Origin of the sequence: Plantibacter sp. M259 (assembly GCF_006065115.1) — a bacterium.
In the GTDB taxonomy this organism is placed as follows: domain Bacteria; phylum Actinomycetota; class Actinomycetes; order Actinomycetales; family Microbacteriaceae; genus Plantibacter; species Plantibacter auratus.
This window is the reverse complement of the sequence record NZ_CP040750.1, coordinates 1,396,200-1,415,423: the sequence shown is the minus strand read 5'-3', so window position 1 is coordinate 1,415,423 and position 19,224 is coordinate 1,396,200. Positions and strand designations below refer to the sequence as shown.

Here is a 19,224-nt window from a genome sequence, read left to right as displayed (position 1 = left end):
CCGGTTGAGGTGCTCAGGGACCGAGGGCTGGTGCGGTCCCTGAGCTGGGGTTCGGCCCTGAGCCTGTCGACGGGTGGTTCCTGAGCCCGTCGAAGGGCGGGACCGGGGCAGCGGCCTAGGTGTACAGCGAGATCGGCTGCAGCTCGCCGTTCAGGTGGTTCGCGCCGACCTCGAGCTTCTTGTAGTCGACCGGGTCGTGGAGGGAGTGCGTGCGCACGTTCCGCCAGAACAGGTCGAGCCCCACGGAGGCCTTCGCCGAGCTGGACCCGGTGACCTCGAAGATGCGGTTCGCGACCTCGATGCCGAGCTCGGTGGAGACGACCTTGAGCTTCGCGATCTCGATGGCGATGGCGCCACGGTCCTCCGCGGTCACCTCCGCTCCCCGCTCGATGATGCGGTCGAAGCGGGCGTTCGTGCGGTCGGCGAGCGCCTCGACGGCGGCGATCGACGACACGAACTCGCCGACGACGCGCTGGACGAACGGGTCGTCGCGGTAGGTCTCGGCGTGGCTGAGGAACCAGGCGTTCTTCCGTGCCCGGACGAGCTCCGTGCCCTGCGCGAGCGCGCCCTCCGCGATGCCGAGGTAGAGGTTGCCGAACGCGAGCTGGATGCCGGGCGTCACGAGGGAGGAGAACGGTTCGTCGCCGACGGTGCCGAGGATGTCCGCCTGCTCGACGAGGACGTCCTCGAACCGCACGGAACCCGACGCGGAGAGCCGCTGGCCGAGCGCGTCCCAGTCGCCGAGGTAGGCGATGCCCGCGCGGTCGTGGTCGAGGACGAACTGGAAGATGGTGCCGTCGTGGTCGCCTCCGCGGACGACCGCGTTGACGAGGATGACGTCGCCGGCCGAGGCGCCCGTCGAGAACCGCTTGAGGCCGTTGAGGCGGAACGCGTCGCCGTCCTGGATGAGTGAGAGGTCGGGGTCCGTCGGGTTCACGGAGTCGCCCCAGATCCACCGGCCCTCCACGGTCTTGCGGTGCCACTCGGCTTGCGTGGCCGGGTCGGCGGTGAAGCCGATGTTGCCGGCGTTGATGTAGTGGTAGGCGAGCAGCTGGCCGATGGACGCGTCGACGCGCGACAGGATGCGGACGACCCGGAAGGCGCTCTCCCAGTGCCCACCGCCGCCACCGAACTCGGCGGGGTCGAGCAGGTTGACGAGGCCCGACTCGCGGAGGAGGTCGAGCTCGGTGGTGGGGTCGAGGTTCGCGCGGTCGCGGTCGAGGACGTCGACGGCGAGCTGGGTGGCGACCTCGGTGGCGACGGCGTCCCAGTGCGCGAGCTCGGCGTCGTCGGCGGTGCCGGACCAGTAGGTGCGCCCTTCGGGGACCGGATCCTCGGTCACTGAGCCTGTCGAAGTGCTGGTCGTGTCGATGCTCATGCGGAAGCTCCTTCGGTGGCGTAGGCGTTGTCGTCTGCCGCGTCGGCGGTGTCGGTGTCGAAGAGGGAGGGTGCGGTGTCGTCGGCGGCGGACGGCTGCCCGACGTACGCACCGCGGTACCGGTGGGCCGGATGCCACTCGGGCACGACAGGGGAGCCCGTGCCATTGAGGCGTCCGCGGAGCGTCCCCTCCGGGTACTCGTCCCAGACCCGGCCGCGGCGACGCAGCTCGGGCACGAGCAGGTCGACGACGGCCTCGAAGGTGCCGGGCGTGATGACGTAGGCGAGGTTGAAGCCGTCGGTCCCGGCGACGTCGATCCAGCGCTCGATCTCGTCGGCGACCGTCGCGGCGCTGCCGACGAACACGGGCCCGATGCCGCCGATGCCGATGTAGTGGGCGATGTCGCGCGGCGTCCACTCGCGCTCCGGGTCGGCGAGGGTGAAGATCGCGAGCGCCGAGCGGGCGGCGTCGGTGTCGACGTACTTGAGCGGCTTGTCGGGGTCGAAGGAGGAGAGGTCGAGGCCGGACCAGCCGCCGTAGAGGGTGAGGGCACCGTCGAGCGAGATGTACTGCTGGTACTCCTCGTACTTCGCCTGCGCCTCCTCGTCGGTCTCAGCGACGATCGCGGTGGCGAGGGTGAGGATCTTCACGCTGTCGCGCGGGCGTCCGAGGGCCTCGGCGCGGTCGCGGATGTCGTCGGTCGTCTTGCGCGTCAGCTCCGGGACGAGCCCGTTGATGAACACCGCCTCGCCGTGGGTGGCCGCGAACTGGCGACCGCGGGCCGACGCGCCGGCCTGGAAGATGACGGGGGTGCGCTGCGGCGACGGTTCCGAGAGGTGGATGCCGGGCACCTGGAAGTGCTCACCCCGGTGGTTGATGGGGTGCACCTTGGTGGGGTCGGTGTAGACGCCGTTCTCGCGGTCGATGACGACCGCGTCGTCCTCCCAGGAGCCCTCCCATAGTTTGTAGGTGACGTCGAGGAACTCCTCGCCGATGCCGTAGCGGTCGTCGTGCTTGATCTGGGTGGTGAGGCCGAGGTTGCGGGCGGCGGAGTCGAGGTAGGAGGTGACGACGTTCCAGCCGACGCGCCCCTTCGTGAAGTGGTCGAGCGTGGAGAAGCGGCGGGCGAGGGCGTACGGCAGCTCGTAGGTGGAGGCGACGGTGACGCCGAAGCCGAGGTGCTCGGTCGCCTTCGCCATGGCCGACACCTGGATGATCGGGTCGCCGACGGGCAGCTGCGCGGAGTCGATGAGCGCGGGCGCGGAGGAGTGGCGGTAGACGTCGTAGATGCCGACGACGTCCGCGATGAACAGGGCGTCGAAGGTGCCCCGCTCGAGGAGTCTGGCGAGGTCGATCCAGTAGTCGATGTCGTTGTAGCGGTGCGCCTGGTTGTCGGGGTGCTTCCACAGGCCGGGCGCCTGATGGGTCACGCAGCTCATGTCGAACGCGTTGAGGATGATGCGCTTGCTCACAGGGATACCACCGGGTCGTCTCGTCGAGGCTGGGTCCGACGGCGATCACGGCGCCGTCCAGCACGACGGTACTCGGGGGCCTCGGTACTCGCGAGGGGCCCGAAACAGAGCGTCACATGGGCCGCTGGGAGTTCGTTCCTCACGGTTCCTTCCCAGAGTTACTTTACCTTACGTAAGGTAAAGTAACTCCCATGAGACCCAGTGCACGGAACGAGATCCTCGATGCGGCCGTCCGCGTCGTTGACGCCTCCGGAGAGGCCGACATCACCTACGAGGCGGTGGCGCAGGAGGTCGGTCTGACGAAGGCCGGCCTGCGCTACCACTTCCCCTCACGGGACGCGATGATGATCGCGGTCATCGAGCACGTCGTCGCCCGCTGGCAGCGCGAGCTCGTCGAGGAACTGGGTGCGCCGCTGGAGGAGTCGACCCTGGACGAGCGGGTGCGGGCCTTCGTCGCCTTCGCGGGGGAGGGCGGGGCGAGCCAGGGCGAGTTCGTCGTCTTCGCCGAGGCGGTCAGGCGTCCCGAACTCGCTGCTCCATGGCTCGAGTACCTCCGCACCTGGTTCGGGTTCGGCGCGGACGCCGACTCGACCTCCCTCCTGCTCGTCTGGTTGGCGGCGAACGGCCTCTGGATCGCCGAGGCGACCGGCATCCTCGAGGTCGGCCGCGACCAGCGCGCCGACCTGGTCTCGCGACTCCTGACGCTCGCGGGCGGTGGTTCCCGATGAAGAAGTGGCTGATCCTCTCCGCCGCCATCCTGTTGGAGGTCACGGCGACCCTCTCGCTCCGTGGCGCCATCGAGAACCCCTGGTGGTCGATCCTCGCGGTGGCCGGATACGCGGGCGCCTTCGTCGCCCTGTCGCTCCTGCTCCGGATGGGTGTGCCGATCGGGGTGGTCTACGGCATCTGGGCCGCTGCGGGCGTCGCGCTCACCGCGGTGCTCGCCTCGCTCGTGTTCGGCGAGCAGTTCACGTTCACGATCGGACTCGGCATCGCGATCGTGATCGCCGGCGTCGTGCTCGTGGAGACGGGCCACGCGCCGGAGTCGCCGAAGCCCACCGCGACGAACGAGGAGGTCGGCGCATGACCTGGTTGCTCCTGGCCGGTGCCATCGTCACCGAGGTGGCCGCGACGCTGTCCCTGCGCGCCTCGGAAGGCCTGCGGAAGAAGCGGTGGATCGCTCCCGTCGCCGTGTTCTACGTGACCGCCTTCGGACTGCTGACCATCGCACTCGCGAACGGGATGCCCGTCGGGATCGCCTACGGGATCTGGGCCGCCTGCGGGGTCGCCCTCACGGCCATCGGTGCACGCGTGCTGTTCAAGGAGAAGCTGACACCGAAGATGATCGTCGGCATCGGCCTCATCGCGGTCGGTGTGCTCGTCATCGAGCTCGGCTCGCAGGCGCACTGACCCGGGCAGCCCGCCGCCCGCTCGAACCTCCATCCAGCCCGAAAGGAATCCCGTGTTCACCATCGCCCCAGCCTCACCCGCCGATCTCGAAGAGGCCGCAGCCGTGCTCGCGACCGCCTTCCGGCAGGACACGGTCACCTCGACGCTCGTCTCCGGTTCCGATCGTGAGCGCCGGCTCGCCCTCCTGTTCGAGGCGATGTTGCGCTCGGGTGCGCCGTCGAGCGGGCGTGTCGACCTCGCGCGCCGCGACACCGACGGCGTCGTCCTCGGGGTCGCCGTCTGGGAGATGCCGGACGCCCGCCACTCCGTGCTCGATCAGGTGCGGCAGCTGCCGACGTTCGCCCGTGCGCTGGGTCTACGCGGCCTTCCGCGAGCCATGCGCCTGCAGCGGGCGCTCGCGTCGCACCGCCCGGTCGAACCGCACTGGTACCTCGCACAGATCGGCGTCGGCGACGGCGCTCGCGGGGCCGGTGTCGGCGGTGCGCTCCTCGAGTCGCGTCTTCGCTCCATCGACGCAGACGGCCTCCCCGTATACCTCGAGTCGTCGAACGAGCGCAACCGCGCACTGTATCGGCGAAGCGGATTCCGGAGCATCGCCTCGATCACGGGGATCCCGGGGGTGACGCCGGCTGCGATGTGGCGGGACGCCGCGCGGTCCGCCCCGGTGTCGACGGTCTCGACCCCGTCGGACCGCCGGGAGTCCTCTGCCGCCGAGAACGGCGTGCCGCTGCCGGCCTGAGCCAGGTCGGCCTGAGCACGGCGACGTCAGGTGGGGAGCGCTGCCCATTGAGCGGGTGGCCGGTCTACGGCATCCTCGTCGTGAGCGATACCGCTCGTGACCGACAGCCTTGGGGGGCTCCTGTGGACAGCAACGTACTCGCAATCATCGCCATTCTCGTCCTGCTCGCCATCGTCGGGCTGGGGGTGTTGAAGGGACTCGGCCGGCGGAAGATCCGGGAGGCCGGCGAGAGCAAGCAGGCCAGGATCCCCGCGACCCTGCAGGAGTTCGGCCGCTCCGTCATCCTCGGAACCGACACCGCTGGTGCCGTCGCGCTCATCGAGGGCCTGCCGAAGAGCCGGTTGAAGTCCCTGCGTCCGGGCGTCTGGGGCCTCAACCAGATCTCGAAGGAGGACGCGGTGATCGAGGTGTGGCCCGCGGGTTCCGGCGCTGAGGTGCTGGTCACCTCGCTGGAGGAGAACTTCGGGTTCCCGCAGGGTCTCGACGGCTGGCAGCGTTTCACCGGTCAGTTGGAGGCCGCTGCGACGGCGCAGGGTGTCTCCGTCCAGCGTGGCGCGCGGGCCTTCCAGTACCAGCCCGCACCCGCGAACACCCTCGACCGCGCGCACTGGGTGCTCGCGAAGGTCGTCGCTCGCTGAGTCACCTCTCCCGAATCGCGGCGGCGCTCACTCACCCCTCCGGAAGAGCTGCGAAGGCGCCAGCACCGTCGTGGCCGCGACCGATACCATCGGGCAATGTCCATCGCGAGGTTCGACACCGTCCTGATCAATGGCAGCGTGGGCACCGGCAAGACCTCCGCTGCCGAGGCAGTCGGTGAGGCGTTGCAGCGATGCGGCGTTTCAGGCGCGGTCATCGACGTCGACTGGTTGAGCCGGTTCTGGCCTGCACCTGAGGACGATCCGTTCCGGACCGCTCTCGCTCTCGAGAATCTGCAGGCGATCACCGCGAACTTCCGGCGCGCCGGCGCAGCGGTCATCGTCGTCGCCACGGTGATGGAGACGCTCGACCAGCTGCAACGCACCACCGTCGCCCTCGGCTCCCTGAGGTCGCTGCACGTCCGCCTGACCCTGGATCCGGACGTCGCGCGCTCGAGGTTGGCCGGACGCCACGGTGACGACGAGGCGGCGCTCAGCTGGCATACACGGCGTCACCCCGAACTGGCGGGCGTCCTCGAGCGGGCCGGATTCACTGACGGCCTGCGCATCGACACGACTCACAGACGGCCCAGAGAGGTCGCTCGAGAGATCCTCTCGGCCATCGTCGCCGGTCCCTGAGCTTGTCGAAGGGCCGTGGGTCCTCTCCCGGTCCCTGAGCCTGTCGAAGGGCTCGCCGACCGCCCTCTGCCTACAGGTTCCCGAGGTAGGCCAGGCGCTCGCCGCCGAGCTCGATCGCCAGCGCTCGCTGCCGCTTCACCCGCCGCCACCGCACGATGAAGAGCACCGTCCCGACAGCCGTGAGCACGAGGCTGACGCCGAGCATGATCGGCCCGGTCGCGCCGAGCTCCTCCGGGTCGACGGACAGGAGGGCGCCAGCGAGGACGCCGACGCCGCCGAGGCAGGTGCCGGCGTAGGCTCCGGCTGCGAACAGGCGCGACGCGGGGATCGGGCCGAGGAAGTGCTGCAGGAGCACGGGCGGGAGTCCGCGGCGGCGTTGTTCCGGGCCGCGGCGGTCGAGCCAGTCGAGCGAGAAGCGCTGAGCGATGTGGATCTCGCGTGCCCGCGCGATGCCGCCGACGATCCACGCGACGAACGCGAGTAGAGCAGAGCCGACCACGGCGACGGCGACGAGCGCGTTCGCGTCGGTCGGCAGGAGGCGGTCGATGAGCCCTTCCGCGATGGCCGCGCCGAAGATCGCGAGCAGGCCGATGCCGGCGAGCGCGATGAGGATCCGGTCGCAGACCTTCCGGAGGGTGCGTGCGCCGACCGTCTCCGGAATCGGTTGCAGGTGGACGACGTCGTCGTCGTCCGCGAGCCAGGACCGCACCCGAGCCTGGTCCTGTGGCGGAATCCACGACGGCAACTCGCGTCCGTCGTCCGGGTCGACGCGCTCGGCATCCCGATCGCCGCGCTCCGCATCCCGATCGCCGCGCTCCGCATCCCGATTGCCGAGCGCCCCATTCCGGTCACCGAGCTTGTCGAGGTGCACTCGGTCGATGAGCTGCTCCGCGGCCAGCCGGGCCGGGTCGTCCGGTCGACGGAACCGGTCGTCGTCCGTGTCGTCGTCGATTGCCGTCGCCTCGTCCTCGTCCGCGACGACCGACCCGTACTGCGGCGCGGGCGGCACGAGGGGAGTCGGGTTCGGGGCTTCGGGCGCTGCTGGAGCCACGTCCTGGTGCGCGCGCACGACCTCCTCCACGGTGCCCTGTGCCGCCCGCGTCGCCTCGTCCCGGATGCTCCGGCCGAGCGGTCCCGCCGCCTGGACCACCGCGTCCAGGAGTTTCACGTCGCCCGTGGACTCTGCTGCCGTAATGCAATCGGCGATGAACCCGCGTCGACCGATCGAGACGTTCGAGCCCTTTCCGGCGAGCGAGCGGGAGATGCGCTCCCGTCCGACGTCGAGGGGATCCTGGCCGGTGTCGTCCGGGATGCCGCTGCCGGCGATGAGTGCGACGAGTGGCACGAGGTCGGAGGTGGGGAGGCTGCGGAGCCAACCACCGTTCATGATGATGCGGGCGCGTGCGCCGGTGTCGGTCGTGAGTCGCAGGCTGAGGGCCGGCGTGGTCGCGGCGGGATTGCGGGTGAGGAGCTCGCCGCTCACGATCGAGCGCAGCGGGATCGTCTCGCCGCCGAGGAGCGCGGTCCCGCGGACGGAGTCGACACCGACCGGGCGGAAGGCGGTCCGGAGGTAGAGCAGGCAGATGCCGGCGGTGATGATGAAGAAGACCGGAATGACGATGAGCGCCGCGGGCGCGACGTCGAAGATGCCGTCGATGACGCTTCCGGTGATCCAGCCGAGGACGGTGGCGAGGATGCCCGACAGAATCAGGATGAGGACGAGGTTCGCCCGGACGGGCGGGCGGCCGATCATCGTGAAGCTGTCGTTCGTCGGTCCTGATGCTGCGCTCACATCGTCCTCTCGGCAGGTGGTCGCATCGACTGTTCCATGTCGGCGCCCGTCGTGTCGATGGGGAGCCCTCCGGTGCAGCCCGGGCCGCACCCGGTCCCTGAGCTGCCTTCGGTGGTCCCTGAGTCACCTCCTCCGGTCCCTGAGCTACTCTCCCCGGTCCCTGAGCTTGTCGAAGGGCGTCACCTTCCCCGGTCCCTGAGCTTTCCCCGGTCCCTGACCTTGTCGAAGGGTGTGACCCTCCCCGGTCCCGAACCCTTCGCAGCACGATTCGCGTCTTCGGCTTCCGTGTTGTAGGCTCTACTTCGGCCTGCCGAGCCGAAGTTCTCTTCTCTCAGCAAGCAATGCGCCCGTAGCTCAACGGATAGAGCATCTGACTACGGATCAGAAGGTTGGGGGTTCGAATCCCTTCGGGCGCACATCTGAAAAGCGGTCCACTTCGGTGGGCCGCTTTTGTTTTGCCCGGTGAGCGGTCATTTCTATTGGTCCTCTCAGCGGTTTGAGAATGTCGGTGTGCTCGATGCGTAATGGCCGACAGCAATCGACACAGCAACGGCTGCGGAGCAGGCTCCGCGTCGGCGGATGCGGCAGGGACGAGCGCGCGCAGCATGACATGGGCGTAGAGGACGGACGTGATGGACATCGTCGAGTGTCCGATCACATTTATCACGACGTGCAACGGAGCACCCCTCGTCAGCAGTAGCGAGGCGCACGTAGGACGCATAGCGTACGACGGACGCACTGACGACCATCGCGTGGTCACAGCACCGCCGCAAGTCACTTGGTTCGAGGATCGTGCTGATGCCAGTCAGGAACACGAGACCGTTCTCTTACTATGATCAACCGGCCAGTTCGATGCCTTTCGGGAATACCACCTCGGTGTCCAGCCACTCTACGTCGAGTCCAGGGGTATCTCAGCGAGTCAGGCAAGATCGCCATCTCTCTGGTTGGTGCAATAGCTCTCGAAGAGGAGACTGAAGAAGGCCATGCCGCTATCGCGGAGCACCCGGTCGCTATCGAGGCACGAGGAGAATCGCAGTTCATCACACCTCGAGTCGGCCCGAGGTGCGCAGCCCCGTTCAGGACCTCAGGAGACCACTTAAGGCGACCAAAGAGGGCTGCGAATCTGTTCGCGTAAGGGAATCCCCGTTGTAGGCGCGTACCGCGTCCGCGACAGCTACTTTTGCGCTGTCGACAACGGTTGGGGTCAATACGACGCCCAAGGTTGATGCAACCTCTTCAAAACTGTCTGCCCACTTCCGCGACCGGTTCTTGAAGTGGGAATCGAGAAATGTCCGACCGAAGGTGTCGCTCAGAGCTTCGAGGTACACTGCCGGTTCGACTAAATCCTCGAGCTCTGACTGCTTGCGTTGACCGTCGTTTAGTTGGAATACATTTCGAGCGGGGAGCAGCTTCTCATCGATTACTCGACCAGCCTCTTCTTTGCCCGCTTGGTCGCCATCAACAACAACGAAAATCTGACATAGGGTCGACTTCTCGCGGAGGATGTGTGACCTTAGCTTGCCGACTCCCTTTACTGGCTTGAATACTAGTCGCCCTGTCGTCACGAGTTCTCGAATGCCAGGTGCTACCGAATTGAGTAGTATGGGCAAACTAGCGGCGTCAGTTAGGCCCTCGACCAAGACGATCTTCTCTGCAGAGCTCAGATTGTCATGGAGATGCACCCCGATCGCTTCGCGAATTTGGTCCACTGACTGTGCCGGACGGGCCTCGTTCTCGCGAACCAGGATGTTCGAACTGACATCCTCGCGATTCACGAAGATCGGGTTGTGTGTTGCGAGAATGACCTGCTGAGCGCCGGAAATTTGGGCAAAAAGTGTCTGTAGCTCATGCACGGAGGCGGGGTGGAGGTGTGCCTCTGGCTCGTCAACAGCCAGAATGATGTTCTGCGTACCGGCGCGTTCACTAGCGAGTTCGTGAAGCAGCGCCATGGATACGAGTGATTTGATGCCATCTCCCTTGTTTTCGATTGAGGTTGACGTGCCGTCGTCTATCCTGAGATCCGCAACTGCGTCAGACGAGGCGATGTCGATGGTCTCTATGTCGATGGTGGCGATGGTCGGTAGGTATCGTTTAACGGATTGGGTGAGACTGGCTGCGATTTCAGAGACTGCTGTCTGACGCAGGAGATTGATCTGCGCGGCCAGCTCGCGATATTCCTCTGACCGGGCCACTGTCTGCAGTCTAATTCGAGCCAGATCGTTCACGAGCGCCTGGGCCTGGCGGCTCGTGCGAATCGCCGGGATCGACACTAGTTTGACTCCGTCTGAGACGAACTTCGCGATCTCTCGCGCTTTAGCCTTGTGCCCTGCCGCGCCGCGTCCCGGCTTGACAATACCTAGTGAAACACTGGATCGACCCAATTTCAACTCAATGGGTATGCTGCCATTGTTGCGTATTCCAGTGATCTCCTGATAACGCGCAACCTCTGATTCGTCGAGTGCGAATGTGAATCGAATCGTCGTTGGCTGCGCCCCCTTTGATTCCTGCTTCTGGAGGGGTAGTCTCTAACCCACTGATATCCCGGCAGCTCGTCGTCGCTTCGCCGCGTTCGTGTCGTACGGCTGTTGCGAAGGAAGGACACAGCCTCCATCCCCGTGAGCTCTTCTTTGCCAGCAAGACGGTCGGGAAGAGCACTCCAACCTTCTATAAGTGTCATCCCGAGCGACAGTGCTCGAAGAAGATTCGACTTACCTTGGTTGTTCGGGCCAATCAGCGTAGTAAGGTCGCCGACGGTAAATCTGGTTTGCTTCGCGATGGAGCGGTAGTTGCTCACCGATACCTCATTGAGTCTCAAGCTGCTATCCCATCTCGTCGAGGAGACCTACGCTATCGTGCTTGGACGAGAAACGTAGTGGATAAGACTTGCCGTCTTGCAGGAATGACACGGTCTCTCAATCTGTCCATGCTCTCCCTCTTGGCTTAGACGGAACGGTGACGGCAATCATCCGGGTAGTGGAGGAGTTCGCAGCCGTCCGAAGATAATCTCTGGTGGTTCCTGATGGGACCATCGGGCGTCCCTGGACGGCTCGGCAGAGACTACGGATCAGAAGGTTGGGGCGAATCCCTTCGGGCGCACATTCTGAAAAAGCGGTCCACTTCGGTGGGCCGCTTTTTTCGTCCCGCTTGACAGCAGGATATCTGCGCGAGAACCGGATGGAATCGCGGGAAATCTCCGGTTCTCGGGCGTTTGTCCTGCTGCGGTGCCGAGGGAGCTACGCCCGGCAGCTGCCCAGCGTGCCCGTGAGCGCCTGGCGGTCGGCGTCGTCGACCGTGAGGTCGTACGCCATCAGCACGAGGACGAAGCGCGCCGCGTACTCGCAGTGGGAGGCGGCCGACGGCGGCATCCAATCGCCGGGGCCCGAGTCGGACTTCGACGAGTTCGTCGCGCCGTCGACGGCCTGCAGGTTGATCGGGTCGTTCGCGAACTGCTCGCGCTGCTGCTCCGTCCACGTGTTCCCGCCGTGACGCCAACCCCACGCGAGCGGCACGACGTGGTCGATCTGCACGAGCTGACTCGACCGCTCACCGCGCTGGAAGTCGATCGTCGACCCCGTGTAGAGGTCGTGCAGCACTCCGGTGAGGATGACGCAGTCGCGGGTCCCCGGCTTGAAGGTGGCGTCGACGAGGTCGCGTGCCAGCACGTCGTTGCGGGTGTCGCAGCCGTTGCGGTCGATGTCGGCCCAACGCTGACCGAACCGGTCCCGGTCGTACCCGGTGGCAACCTGGGTCGCGGTGTCGACGTCGGCCAGCGCGTCTTCGACCGCGGTGGCCGAGACGACGAACTGCCCGGACGCGTCCACGACAGCGAAGCCGGCCGCCTCGAGCGATGCCCGAGCGCTGGGACTGACCGCTGCTGGCGTCGGTGCGACGGATGTCGGCGTCGGTGAGCCTGGTCCGCCGAACACGATCCCGCCGTCGAACTGCGTTGCGACGAGCACCACGACGGCTGCAAGGAGCGCGACGAGCAACGCCAAGGGAGTCTTCTTCATGCTGGGTGCTCTCCTCGGGGTCTGCTCCACCAGCGTAGAGGTGGGCGCCGACACGAAAATGCCGCACGTCAGCCCCGGTAGACGTCGCTCCGATGGCCGAGCGTGATGACGACCACGAGGAGCACACCGTCATCGATCGTGTACACGATCCGATACCTGCCAACCCTGACTCGGAAGCCGGGGCGCCCCTGCAACGCCGTGGCGCTCGGCGGGCGTGGGTTCTCCCCGAGCAGAGCGATCGCGGCCCGGATGCGTCGCTGGTCCTGATGGTCGATCCTGCGGAGCGCCTTGATCGCGGCCGGCCGCAGCTCGATGTCGTATCGACTCATTCCCAGCCGAGGTCGGCCTTCGCCTGCGCCCACGGGATGCTGTCGCCCTCCTCGGCCATCGCCGCGTCGAAGGCACGGGCGTCCTCGGCGTCTTCGAGCGCCTCCATCATCCGGTCGTACTGTTCGGGACTGATGATGACGGCCTCTGCGCGCCCGCGACGCTCCACGAAGACGGCTTCGGTGTGGGATCGCGCGATGAGCTCGGAGAACTTCGCGCGAGCTTCGGTGACGTTGATCCGGGACATGTCGCAAGTGTACGTTTTGGGCCTCCGTCTGTACATGTGGGGGATGACCGAGCCATCGGCCGACGGTCTCAGGGAAGCCTAGAGAAGGTGTGCGGACGACCGAGGGCGTTCTCCACAGGGGGCCCTTCGACAGGCTCAGGGACCGGCGGAGGTGCGCTCAGGGACCGGCGGAGGTGCGCTCAGGAGCCGGCGGAGGTGCGCTCAGGGACCGGGGGAGGTGTTCTCAGGGACCGGGGGACTGCCGCTCGCGACAGGGCCGGGATAGGGTCGAGCAGACACAGGGTGCCCCACAACGGGCGCCCGCGATCAAGGAGGATCACGTGTCAGGTAACAGAGCTGTCGCCTACAAAGCAGCGGGTGTCGTCGAGGTCATCGACATCGACTACCCCACCTTCGAACTCAAGGACGGACCGGGGGTGAACCCGGCCAACGTCGGCCGGAAAGTCCCCCACGGCGCCATCCTCAAGACCGTCGCGACCAACATCTGTGGCTCCGACCAGCACATGGTCCGCGGCCGCACCACGGCACCGCCGAACCTCGTCCTCGGACACGAGATCACCGGAGAAGTCGTCGAGGTCGGACCGGACGTCGAGTTCATCAAGGTCGGCGACATCGTCTCGGTGCCCTTCAACATCGCGTGCGGTCGCTGTCGCAACTGCAAGGAGCGCAAGACCGGCATCTGCCTCAACGTGAACCCCGACCGCCCGGGCAGTGCCTACGGCTACGTCGACATGGGTGGCTGGGTCGGCGGTCAGGCCGAGTACGTGCTCGTGCCCTACGCGGACTGGAACCTCCTGAAGTTCCCGGACCGCGACCAGGCGCTCGAGAAGATCATGGACCTCACGATGCTCTCCGACATCTTCCCGACCGGCTTCCACGGTGCGGTGACGGCGGGTGTCGGCGTCGGATCGACCGTCTACGTGGCGGGCGCGGGACCAGTCGGACTCGCCGCAGCGACCGGGGCCATGCTCCTCGGTGCCGCTGCGGTCATCGTCGGCGACATGAACGCCGACCGGTTGGCGCAGGCGCGGAGCTTCGGTTGCGAGACCGTCGACCTCACCAAGGGCGAGCCGGCGGAGCAGATCGAACAGATCCTCGGTGTCCCGGAGGTCGACTGCGCGGTCGACGCCGTCGGCTTCGAGGCTCGTGGCCACGGCGGTGACGCGGGTCATGAAGCTCCGGCGACCGTGCTCAACTCGCTCATGGACATCACGGCGGCCGGCGGCGCGCTCGGCATCCCCGGGCTCTATGTGACGGGTGACCCGGGCGGCATCGACGAGGCCGCGAAGAAGGGCGCGCTCTCGCTGAGCCTCGGTACCGGCTGGGCGAAGTCGCTGTCGTTCACCACCGGTCAGTGCCCGGTCATGAAGTACAACCACGGCCTGATGATGGCGATCCTGCACGACAAGGTGCACATCGCGAAGAACGTCAACGCGACCGCGATCACCCTCGAGGACGCCCCGCGCGGGTACGCCGAGTTCGATGCGGGGGCTGCGCAGAAGTTCGTCCTCAACCCGAACGGGTATCTGGACGCAGCGTAGGCGGCACTGCGACATCACCGAGAGCGCCCGTTGCGTCGTCTGGAGAGCTGCAGGACGACGGAACGGGCGCTTTCGGCTGCCCGTCGACAGGCTCAGGGACCGGGCGCCGGGGACGGATTCATCTCCTCACCAGGAGGTCTCGACTACTGAGTTTTCACCGAAACGCGTGCTGCGAGGCATCTGGTACGGCGTTGTCTGACGAACTGCTGAGTGAACCGTGAGATTCCCTCCTCTCGGTCCGTCTCTCCAATGACGCGGGAAACAGACGGGGCCCTGGGGCCCGTCCCGCGACGAAGAGAACCCCACTCGCACAAGGACGACCATGCAACACTCCTTCCTCGCATCCGAATCAGATCCGGAAAGCGACTCCAACACCGGCCCGCTGCTCGGCAGTGCGAGCAGTACGGCGTCGACGGTTCCGATCCGCAAGGTCACCGTCAGCGGCGACGATCCGGCGGTCGCCCGGCAGAACTACGAGCGCGCCTACGACGGCAGCCGCTTCACCGTCACCCGCGGTTCCGAGCCGTTCTCGTTCCAGTGGGTGTCGATCGGCGACGACCGTGTCTCGCTCCGCACAGCGACGATGACCGGGCACGTGACCGGTGAGACCCCGGGCCTCACCGACTACGTGGTCTCATGGGTCACGACCGGCGGCGGCTGGATCGTGCGTCGTGACGGCCAACGGATGGAGATCCCACGACACCCGTTCGTCCTCCCGTTCCACCGGCCGTACACGGTGCACCTCACGCCCCACCGGCAGAACTCCGTGCTCTTCTCAGCACCGTACCTCGAGGACCTCGCGACCGAGATCCACGCCGGCCCGAGTCAGCAGGTGTCGTTCGACCTCGAGGCGACGCCGACACCTGAGGCGATCGAGCGCTGGCGCGTGGCGCTGAACGCCTCCACCCCGGTGCTCACCGACGAGACGTCGCCTCCGCTCCTCCGGATGAACGCCCAACGACCGCTCGCCCTCGCACTGCTCCAGCTCGCACCGTGGGCGGTGGTCGACCTGCCGGAGCCGCTCCGCGAGCCCTCGATGGCTCGCACCCGCCTCGCGGTCGAGTACCTGCACCATCACGCGGCGGAGCCCATCACGCCCGCCGACGCGGCGAAAGCGGCCGGGCTGCACACGAGGACGCTGCAGCTCCACTGCCGTCGGGAGCTCGGCATGTCGCCCACCGCCTACCTGCGCGACATCCGCCTCGACCGCACCCGACGCGAGCTCGCCGACAGCTCACCGCAGGAGACGACGGTCGGTGAGGTCGCGAAGCGGTGGGGGTTCGTCCACCTCGGACGCTTCGCCTCCGCCTATCGGGCCCGGTTCGGCGAGGGCCCGAGCCAGACCCTCCGCGGTTGATCGACGAGTCGCGAATATCCAGAAAATGAGTGCTTCGCGACGAAAACGAGATCGACCGTGAGGTTCGAGCGTGACAAGCAGTCTCATAGATGTCGTCCGGAACACGGGCACCGCGACCGGACACCCGGAACGTGAAACCGCAGTACCAGCCACCGAAGGAGCAACACCATGTCGAACACCACCGACACCGCCAACCACGCAGCCACCGCCTCCACGGGCAAGAACGTCATCGCCGATGGCGTCGTCCAGAAGGTCGCCGGCATCGCAGCCCGCGAGGTCCCCGGCGTGCACGACCTCGGCGGCGGAGCAGCTCGCGCCATCGGCGCCATCCGCAACGCCATCAACGCTCAGGACCGCGGTCAGGGCGTCTCGGTCGAGGTCGGCGAGAAGCAGGTCGCCGCTGACATCGTGATCGTCGCCGAGTACCCCGTCGACCTCCAGCGCGTCGCGGACGACGTCCGTCGCAGCGTCACCGACGCCATCTCGAACGTCGTCGGCATGGACGTGACCGAGGTCAACGTCACCGTCTCCGACGTCCACATCCCGTCGGACGACGACAACGACGCTGACGAGAGCCGCGTCCAGTGACCACGACCGATCGCGGCATCCTCGTCGGTGCCGTCCTCGCACTGGCGGCCGTCGCATTCGGGTTCTGGAGCATGATCCTCGTCGCGCTGTTCATGCTGATCGGATTCGGCATCGGACGCGTGCTCGAGGGCAAGCTCGACCTGCGCGGTGTCGCCGACGCGCTCCGCGGGCGGCGGTCGTCGTGACCGCGGCGGTGGCGGCCGAACAGGCCGTGCATGGTCGCAACACGATCAGCTCCCGCGCCGTGCGTCGCGTCGTGTCTGCCGTCACCGCGGAGGAACTCGGTGTGCGGGCGTCGGAGGTCTCGGTCGAGCTCTCCGACGCCCAGGGGGCCCTCACGGTCACCGCGAGCACGCCCATCCACGTGTCGCCGCTCGGCGCCGGATCCCGGACCTCGGGAACCGTCCTCGAACGCCTGGCACGCGCACAGACCAGCATCCGTGAGCGGTGCCTGGACCTGACCGGGTCGACGATCGGACGCGTCGACCTCCACATCACGGGCGCGAAGCTCGAAGAACGAAGGAGGGTGTTGTGAGCACCCCAGCCCTGTACCGCCGCGCGGTGCGTCGCGAGACCCACTCGCCGCGGTCGACGCTCGCGATCACGATCGCGATCATCCTCGCGCTCGTGCTCGCCTGGCTCGGCACCGAATCGGTCCTGGCCGCGATCGGGCAGCCGGCGCTCCTCGTCGCACCGAAGGACATCGTCACCGCGGTGCTGACCGCGGCGACCGCTCCGGCCCCGCTGCTCGTCGCCATCGGTGCGGTCGCGGCGATCGTCGGCCTGGTGCTGATCGTCCTGTCGCTGGCTCCCGCCCGCCAAGGGCGTCGCGGGTCGATCGCCGACCGCACCGCGGCCGTCGTGGACGACCGCGTGATCGCGCAGTCGCTCGCCCGCGTCGCCTCGTACGCCGGTGACATCGACCCCTCGCAGGTGAGTGTCAGCGTCGGCGCCAGGAGCGCCCGCGTCGACGTCACGCCGACGAGCGGCCGACGCGTCGACCAGCGCGAGATCCAGCAGGCCGTGGACGCGGAGGTCGCGTCCTACGACTACCGGCCGGCGCTCCGCGCCAAGGTCCGCGTGAGCAGCAAGGGAACGGTGGCCTGATGAACTCCACGAATCGATTCCTCAACCGGTTCTTCATCCTCGTCGTGGGACTCGTCGTCCTCGCGGTCGGCGCGGCCCTGTCCGTGGGTGCGCTCCTGCCGGACGTGCAGCGCACGATCAGCGAGAACGCCGAGCGGGCCGTCGGACCGACGAACGACACCATCGACGCCCAGCCGTGGATCCTGTGGGTCGCGGCGGTCGTCGCCCTGCTGCTCATCCTCGTCATCCTCTGGTTCGTATTCCGGCAGGGGCGCGGCCACACCGGAACGCTGCTGCAGGTCGACGAGCAGCGGACGAAGGACACCCCGACCGGTGGTCGCGTCGTGCTCGACGTCAAGGTCGCCGAGCAGGTCCTCGAGGAGGCGATCGGGCGCAACCCCGACGTGGTCTCCGTCGACGTCACCGGCTTCCGGATCCGCAAGCAGTCCACGCTGCGCCTCACTGCACACGCCCGTCGCGGCGCCTCGCCCGTCCAGCTGCGGCGCGACATCGAGGCGGCCATCCACGAGTGGGACGGCGTCCTCGGGACGTCTACCCCGGTGGTCATCCAGATCGTCAGCGGACTGCGCACGCGGCTCGCCAGCACCAACCGGGTCGTCTGACCCGACACCCCGCGGTGCCGCCGCGGCACCCGAACCGACAGCAGTAGGACCGATGCACCGCCGACGCGGTGCGAGGAGGATCGCATGAGCGACGACACGAAGCACCCGGACCAGCAGCACATCCCCACCCCGGCCGAGGTCCGGGCGGAGCACCCGACGGTGCTCGTGCCTGCGCATCCCGATGACGAGGTCCGCCGCATCGAGTCGCACGACGGCGAGCACGTGGGTGAGACCGCGCCAGCTCCTGTGGTCGCACCGGCGAACGGGGCTGTCGCTGGTCCGGAGGCCGCTGAACCGGCCGTGGCCGACTCGGTCTCCGCCGAGACGCCGACCGTGACGGTGTCGGAGCCGGTGGCTTCGTCGGAAGCGGCAGACGCACCGGTGGTCGAGCTCGACTCCGGCCGCCGGCGTGAGCAGGAGGCCGACGAGCTCGCCCAGGTCATCGCCACGACGGCCGAGACGGTCCCCGGCGTGCACGCCCTCGGTTCCCCGACGGCCCGTGCCATCGACAGCGCCCGCACCCGCCTGCTCGGCCGCACCGCCGTCCCCGGCGTCAACGTCCTGGCCGACGACGACGTGCTGAACGTCGAGGTCTCACTGGTTGCCGAGTACCCGGCCAGCATCGACGAGGTCGCGGACACGGTCCGGGCCGACGTCGCTGCGGCGCTGGAAGCCCGCCACTCGGGACCGGTCGACATCGACATCACGGTCACCGACATCCACGGGCCGTTCGACCCGATCGAGCCCGATCCGGGTGCGGCGATCGACGACGCCACGGCGGCCATCGGTGACGCGACGTCCGCGGCGGGTGCCGCGATCGGCGATGCGGCGGAGGCCGCCGGCGATGCCCTCGGCACGGCGAAGGCTGCTGCATCGGACGCGGTGGACTCGGCGCGAGCCGGAGCGGCCGATCTGGCCGACGCGGCTGGCGATGCGGTGGAGCAGCGGTCCGACCGGTCCGAGGGCGACGATGACGACCTCGCGGCCAGCGGCGAGGTCGCCGGCGAACCGATCGATGCGGTGGTGTCGGATACCTCCGACGACGTGTCGGAGGAACTCGCCGAGGCCGCCCGCCAGCTGGCCACCGCGGCCGACTCGCTCGCGACCGTCGCTGACGAGGTGACGCACGGCGACTCGAACCTCGCCGGCGCTGAGCCCGTCGGGGCGGCTGACGCAGGCCCCACTGCCGACCTGGCTTCGGATGCCGACCAGAACGGCGGCGCCGCAGAGACCGTCGACGGAACCCCGAGCGCGCTCGAGCCCGCCGACGAGGACACGCACGACCAGCCTGCTCCGAAGGTCGCTGACGTCGACGAGGTGGCGGACGCTCCCGCCGAGGCCACGGCCGTCGAAGCTGCTGCGCCGACGAAGGAGCAGTGA

Annotated in this window: 22 protein-coding genes and 1 tRNA gene; 15 read left to right on the top strand and 8 right to left on the bottom strand. The window is 67.7% G+C overall.

What is annotated here, in order from left to right:
* Positions 1–115 precede the first annotated feature (115 nt).
* Together FGL15_RS06445 and FGL15_RS06440 are read right to left on the bottom strand one after the other, a co-directional pair.
* Positions 116–1,378, bottom strand: a complete 1,263-nt coding sequence (locus FGL15_RS06445; RefSeq protein ID WP_138945411.1) for an acyl-CoA dehydrogenase family protein — start codon at positions 1,376–1,378, stop codon at positions 116–118.
* A complete protein-coding gene (locus FGL15_RS06440; RefSeq protein WP_138945410.1) occupies positions 1,375–2,850 on the bottom strand; it encodes an LLM class flavin-dependent oxidoreductase in 1,476 nt (491 codons plus the stop codon). The genes FGL15_RS06445 and FGL15_RS06440 overlap by 4 nt, the downstream gene beginning before the upstream one ends.
* A gap of 191 nt (positions 2,851–3,041) precedes the next feature.
* Here FGL15_RS06440 and FGL15_RS06435 point away from each other — a divergent pair, with 191 nt between their 5' ends.
* From FGL15_RS06435 to FGL15_RS06410, 6 genes are all read left to right on the top strand, one after another.
* Complete coding sequence (locus FGL15_RS06435; protein WP_138945409.1) at positions 3,042–3,578, top strand: TetR/AcrR family transcriptional regulator; 537 nt, start codon at positions 3,042–3,044, stop codon at positions 3,576–3,578.
* A complete protein-coding gene (locus tag FGL15_RS06430; RefSeq protein WP_138945408.1) occupies positions 3,575–3,937 on the top strand; it encodes a multidrug efflux SMR transporter in 363 nt (120 codons plus the stop codon). Before FGL15_RS06435 ends, FGL15_RS06430 begins: the two co-directional genes overlap by 4 nt.
* A complete protein-coding gene (locus FGL15_RS06425; RefSeq protein WP_071260538.1) occupies positions 3,934–4,260 on the top strand; it encodes a multidrug efflux SMR transporter in 327 nt (108 codons plus the stop codon). The genes FGL15_RS06430 and FGL15_RS06425 overlap by 4 nt, the downstream gene beginning before the upstream one ends.
* 52 nt (positions 4,261–4,312) lie before the next feature.
* Positions 4,313–4,999: a GNAT family N-acetyltransferase gene (locus FGL15_RS06420; protein WP_138945407.1), complete on the top strand. Its 687-nt coding sequence runs from the start codon at positions 4,313–4,315 to the stop codon at positions 4,997–4,999.
* Between the two features lie 122 nt (positions 5,000–5,121).
* Positions 5,122–5,637 carry a hypothetical protein gene (locus tag FGL15_RS06415; RefSeq protein ID WP_138945406.1) on the top strand — a complete coding sequence of 172 codons (516 nt, stop codon included), beginning with the start codon at positions 5,122–5,124 and terminating at the stop codon, positions 5,635–5,637.
* 96 nt (positions 5,638–5,733) lie between these two features.
* Positions 5,734–6,273, top strand: coding sequence for an AAA family ATPase (locus FGL15_RS06410; RefSeq protein WP_138945405.1), 540 nt, complete (start codon positions 5,734–5,736; stop codon positions 6,271–6,273).
* 70 nt (positions 6,274–6,343) lie between these two features.
* Here FGL15_RS06410 and FGL15_RS06405 read toward each other — a convergent pair whose 3' ends face one another.
* Positions 6,344–8,065: a hypothetical protein gene (locus tag FGL15_RS06405; protein WP_138945404.1), complete on the bottom strand. Its 1,722-nt coding sequence runs from the start codon at positions 8,063–8,065 to the stop codon at positions 6,344–6,346.
* A gap of 343 nt (positions 8,066–8,408) precedes the next feature.
* Between FGL15_RS06405 and FGL15_RS06400 the strand changes: the two genes are divergently transcribed.
* Positions 8,409–8,481, top strand: a tRNA-Arg gene (locus tag FGL15_RS06400).
* 660 nt (positions 8,482–9,141) lie between these two features.
* Here FGL15_RS06400 and FGL15_RS06395 read toward each other — a convergent pair.
* The 5 genes from FGL15_RS06395 to FGL15_RS06375 all read right to left on the bottom strand — a co-directional run bounded on the left by FGL15_RS06395 (position 9,142) and on the right by FGL15_RS06375 (position 12,649).
* Positions 9,142–10,257 carry an AAA family ATPase gene (locus FGL15_RS06395; RefSeq protein WP_138945403.1) on the bottom strand — a complete coding sequence of 372 codons (1,116 nt, stop codon included), beginning with the start codon at positions 10,255–10,257 and terminating at the stop codon, positions 9,142–9,144.
* A 191-nt stretch (positions 10,258–10,448) separates the two neighbouring features.
* Positions 10,449–10,880 (bottom strand): AAA family ATPase, encoded by a 432-nt coding sequence (locus FGL15_RS21455; RefSeq protein ID WP_138945402.1) that lies wholly within the window; start codon positions 10,878–10,880, stop codon positions 10,449–10,451.
* A 418-nt stretch (positions 10,881–11,298) separates the two neighbouring features.
* Complete coding sequence (locus FGL15_RS06385) at positions 11,299–12,075, bottom strand: HNH endonuclease family protein (RefSeq protein ID WP_138945401.1); 777 nt, start codon at positions 12,073–12,075, stop codon at positions 11,299–11,301.
* Between the two features lie 68 nt (positions 12,076–12,143).
* Positions 12,144–12,404 carry a type II toxin-antitoxin system RelE/ParE family toxin gene (locus FGL15_RS06380; RefSeq protein ID WP_085513761.1) on the bottom strand — a complete coding sequence of 87 codons (261 nt, stop codon included), beginning with the start codon at positions 12,402–12,404 and terminating at the stop codon, positions 12,144–12,146.
* A complete protein-coding gene (locus tag FGL15_RS06375; RefSeq protein WP_064296825.1) occupies positions 12,401–12,649 on the bottom strand; it encodes a type II toxin-antitoxin system Phd/YefM family antitoxin in 249 nt (82 codons plus the stop codon). The genes FGL15_RS06380 and FGL15_RS06375 overlap by 4 nt, the downstream gene beginning before the upstream one ends.
* Before the next feature lie 320 nt (positions 12,650–12,969).
* Between FGL15_RS06375 and fdhA the strand changes: the two genes are divergently transcribed.
* The 8 genes from fdhA to FGL15_RS06335 all read left to right on the top strand — a co-directional run bounded on the left by fdhA (position 12,970) and on the right by FGL15_RS06335 (position 19,224).
* Complete coding sequence (fdhA, locus tag FGL15_RS06370; RefSeq protein WP_079706515.1) at positions 12,970–14,190, top strand: formaldehyde dehydrogenase, glutathione-independent; 1,221 nt, start codon at positions 12,970–12,972, stop codon at positions 14,188–14,190.
* 322 nt (positions 14,191–14,512) lie between these two features.
* The gene (locus tag FGL15_RS06365; RefSeq protein WP_138945400.1) at positions 14,513–15,547 is read left to right on the top strand and encodes a helix-turn-helix domain-containing protein; all 1,035 of its coding nucleotides are present in this window, start codon (positions 14,513–14,515) and stop codon (positions 15,545–15,547) included.
* A 168-nt stretch (positions 15,548–15,715) separates the two neighbouring features.
* Positions 15,716–16,135, top strand: coding sequence for an Asp23/Gls24 family envelope stress response protein (locus FGL15_RS06360; RefSeq protein ID WP_085513765.1), 420 nt, complete (start codon positions 15,716–15,718; stop codon positions 16,133–16,135).
* Positions 16,132–16,320, top strand: a complete 189-nt coding sequence (locus FGL15_RS06355) for a DUF2273 domain-containing protein (RefSeq protein ID WP_064296821.1) — start codon at positions 16,132–16,134, stop codon at positions 16,318–16,320. The genes FGL15_RS06360 and FGL15_RS06355 overlap by 4 nt, the downstream gene beginning before the upstream one ends.
* On the top strand, positions 16,317–16,670 hold the full coding sequence (locus tag FGL15_RS06350; RefSeq protein ID WP_138945399.1) for a hypothetical protein: 354 nt from the start codon (positions 16,317–16,319) through the stop codon (positions 16,668–16,670). The genes FGL15_RS06355 and FGL15_RS06350 overlap by 4 nt, the downstream gene beginning before the upstream one ends.
* The gene (locus FGL15_RS06345; RefSeq protein ID WP_138945398.1) at positions 16,667–17,242 is read left to right on the top strand and encodes a hypothetical protein; all 576 of its coding nucleotides are present in this window, start codon (positions 16,667–16,669) and stop codon (positions 17,240–17,242) included. Before FGL15_RS06350 ends, FGL15_RS06345 begins: the two co-directional genes overlap by 4 nt.
* Complete coding sequence (locus FGL15_RS06340; protein WP_138945397.1) at positions 17,242–17,844, top strand: hypothetical protein; 603 nt, start codon at positions 17,242–17,244, stop codon at positions 17,842–17,844. The genes FGL15_RS06345 and FGL15_RS06340 overlap by 1 nt, the downstream gene beginning before the upstream one ends.
* 84 nt (positions 17,845–17,928) lie before the next feature.
* Positions 17,929–19,224: an Asp23/Gls24 family envelope stress response protein gene (locus FGL15_RS06335; protein ID WP_138945396.1), complete on the top strand. Its 1,296-nt coding sequence runs from the start codon at positions 17,929–17,931 to the stop codon at positions 19,222–19,224.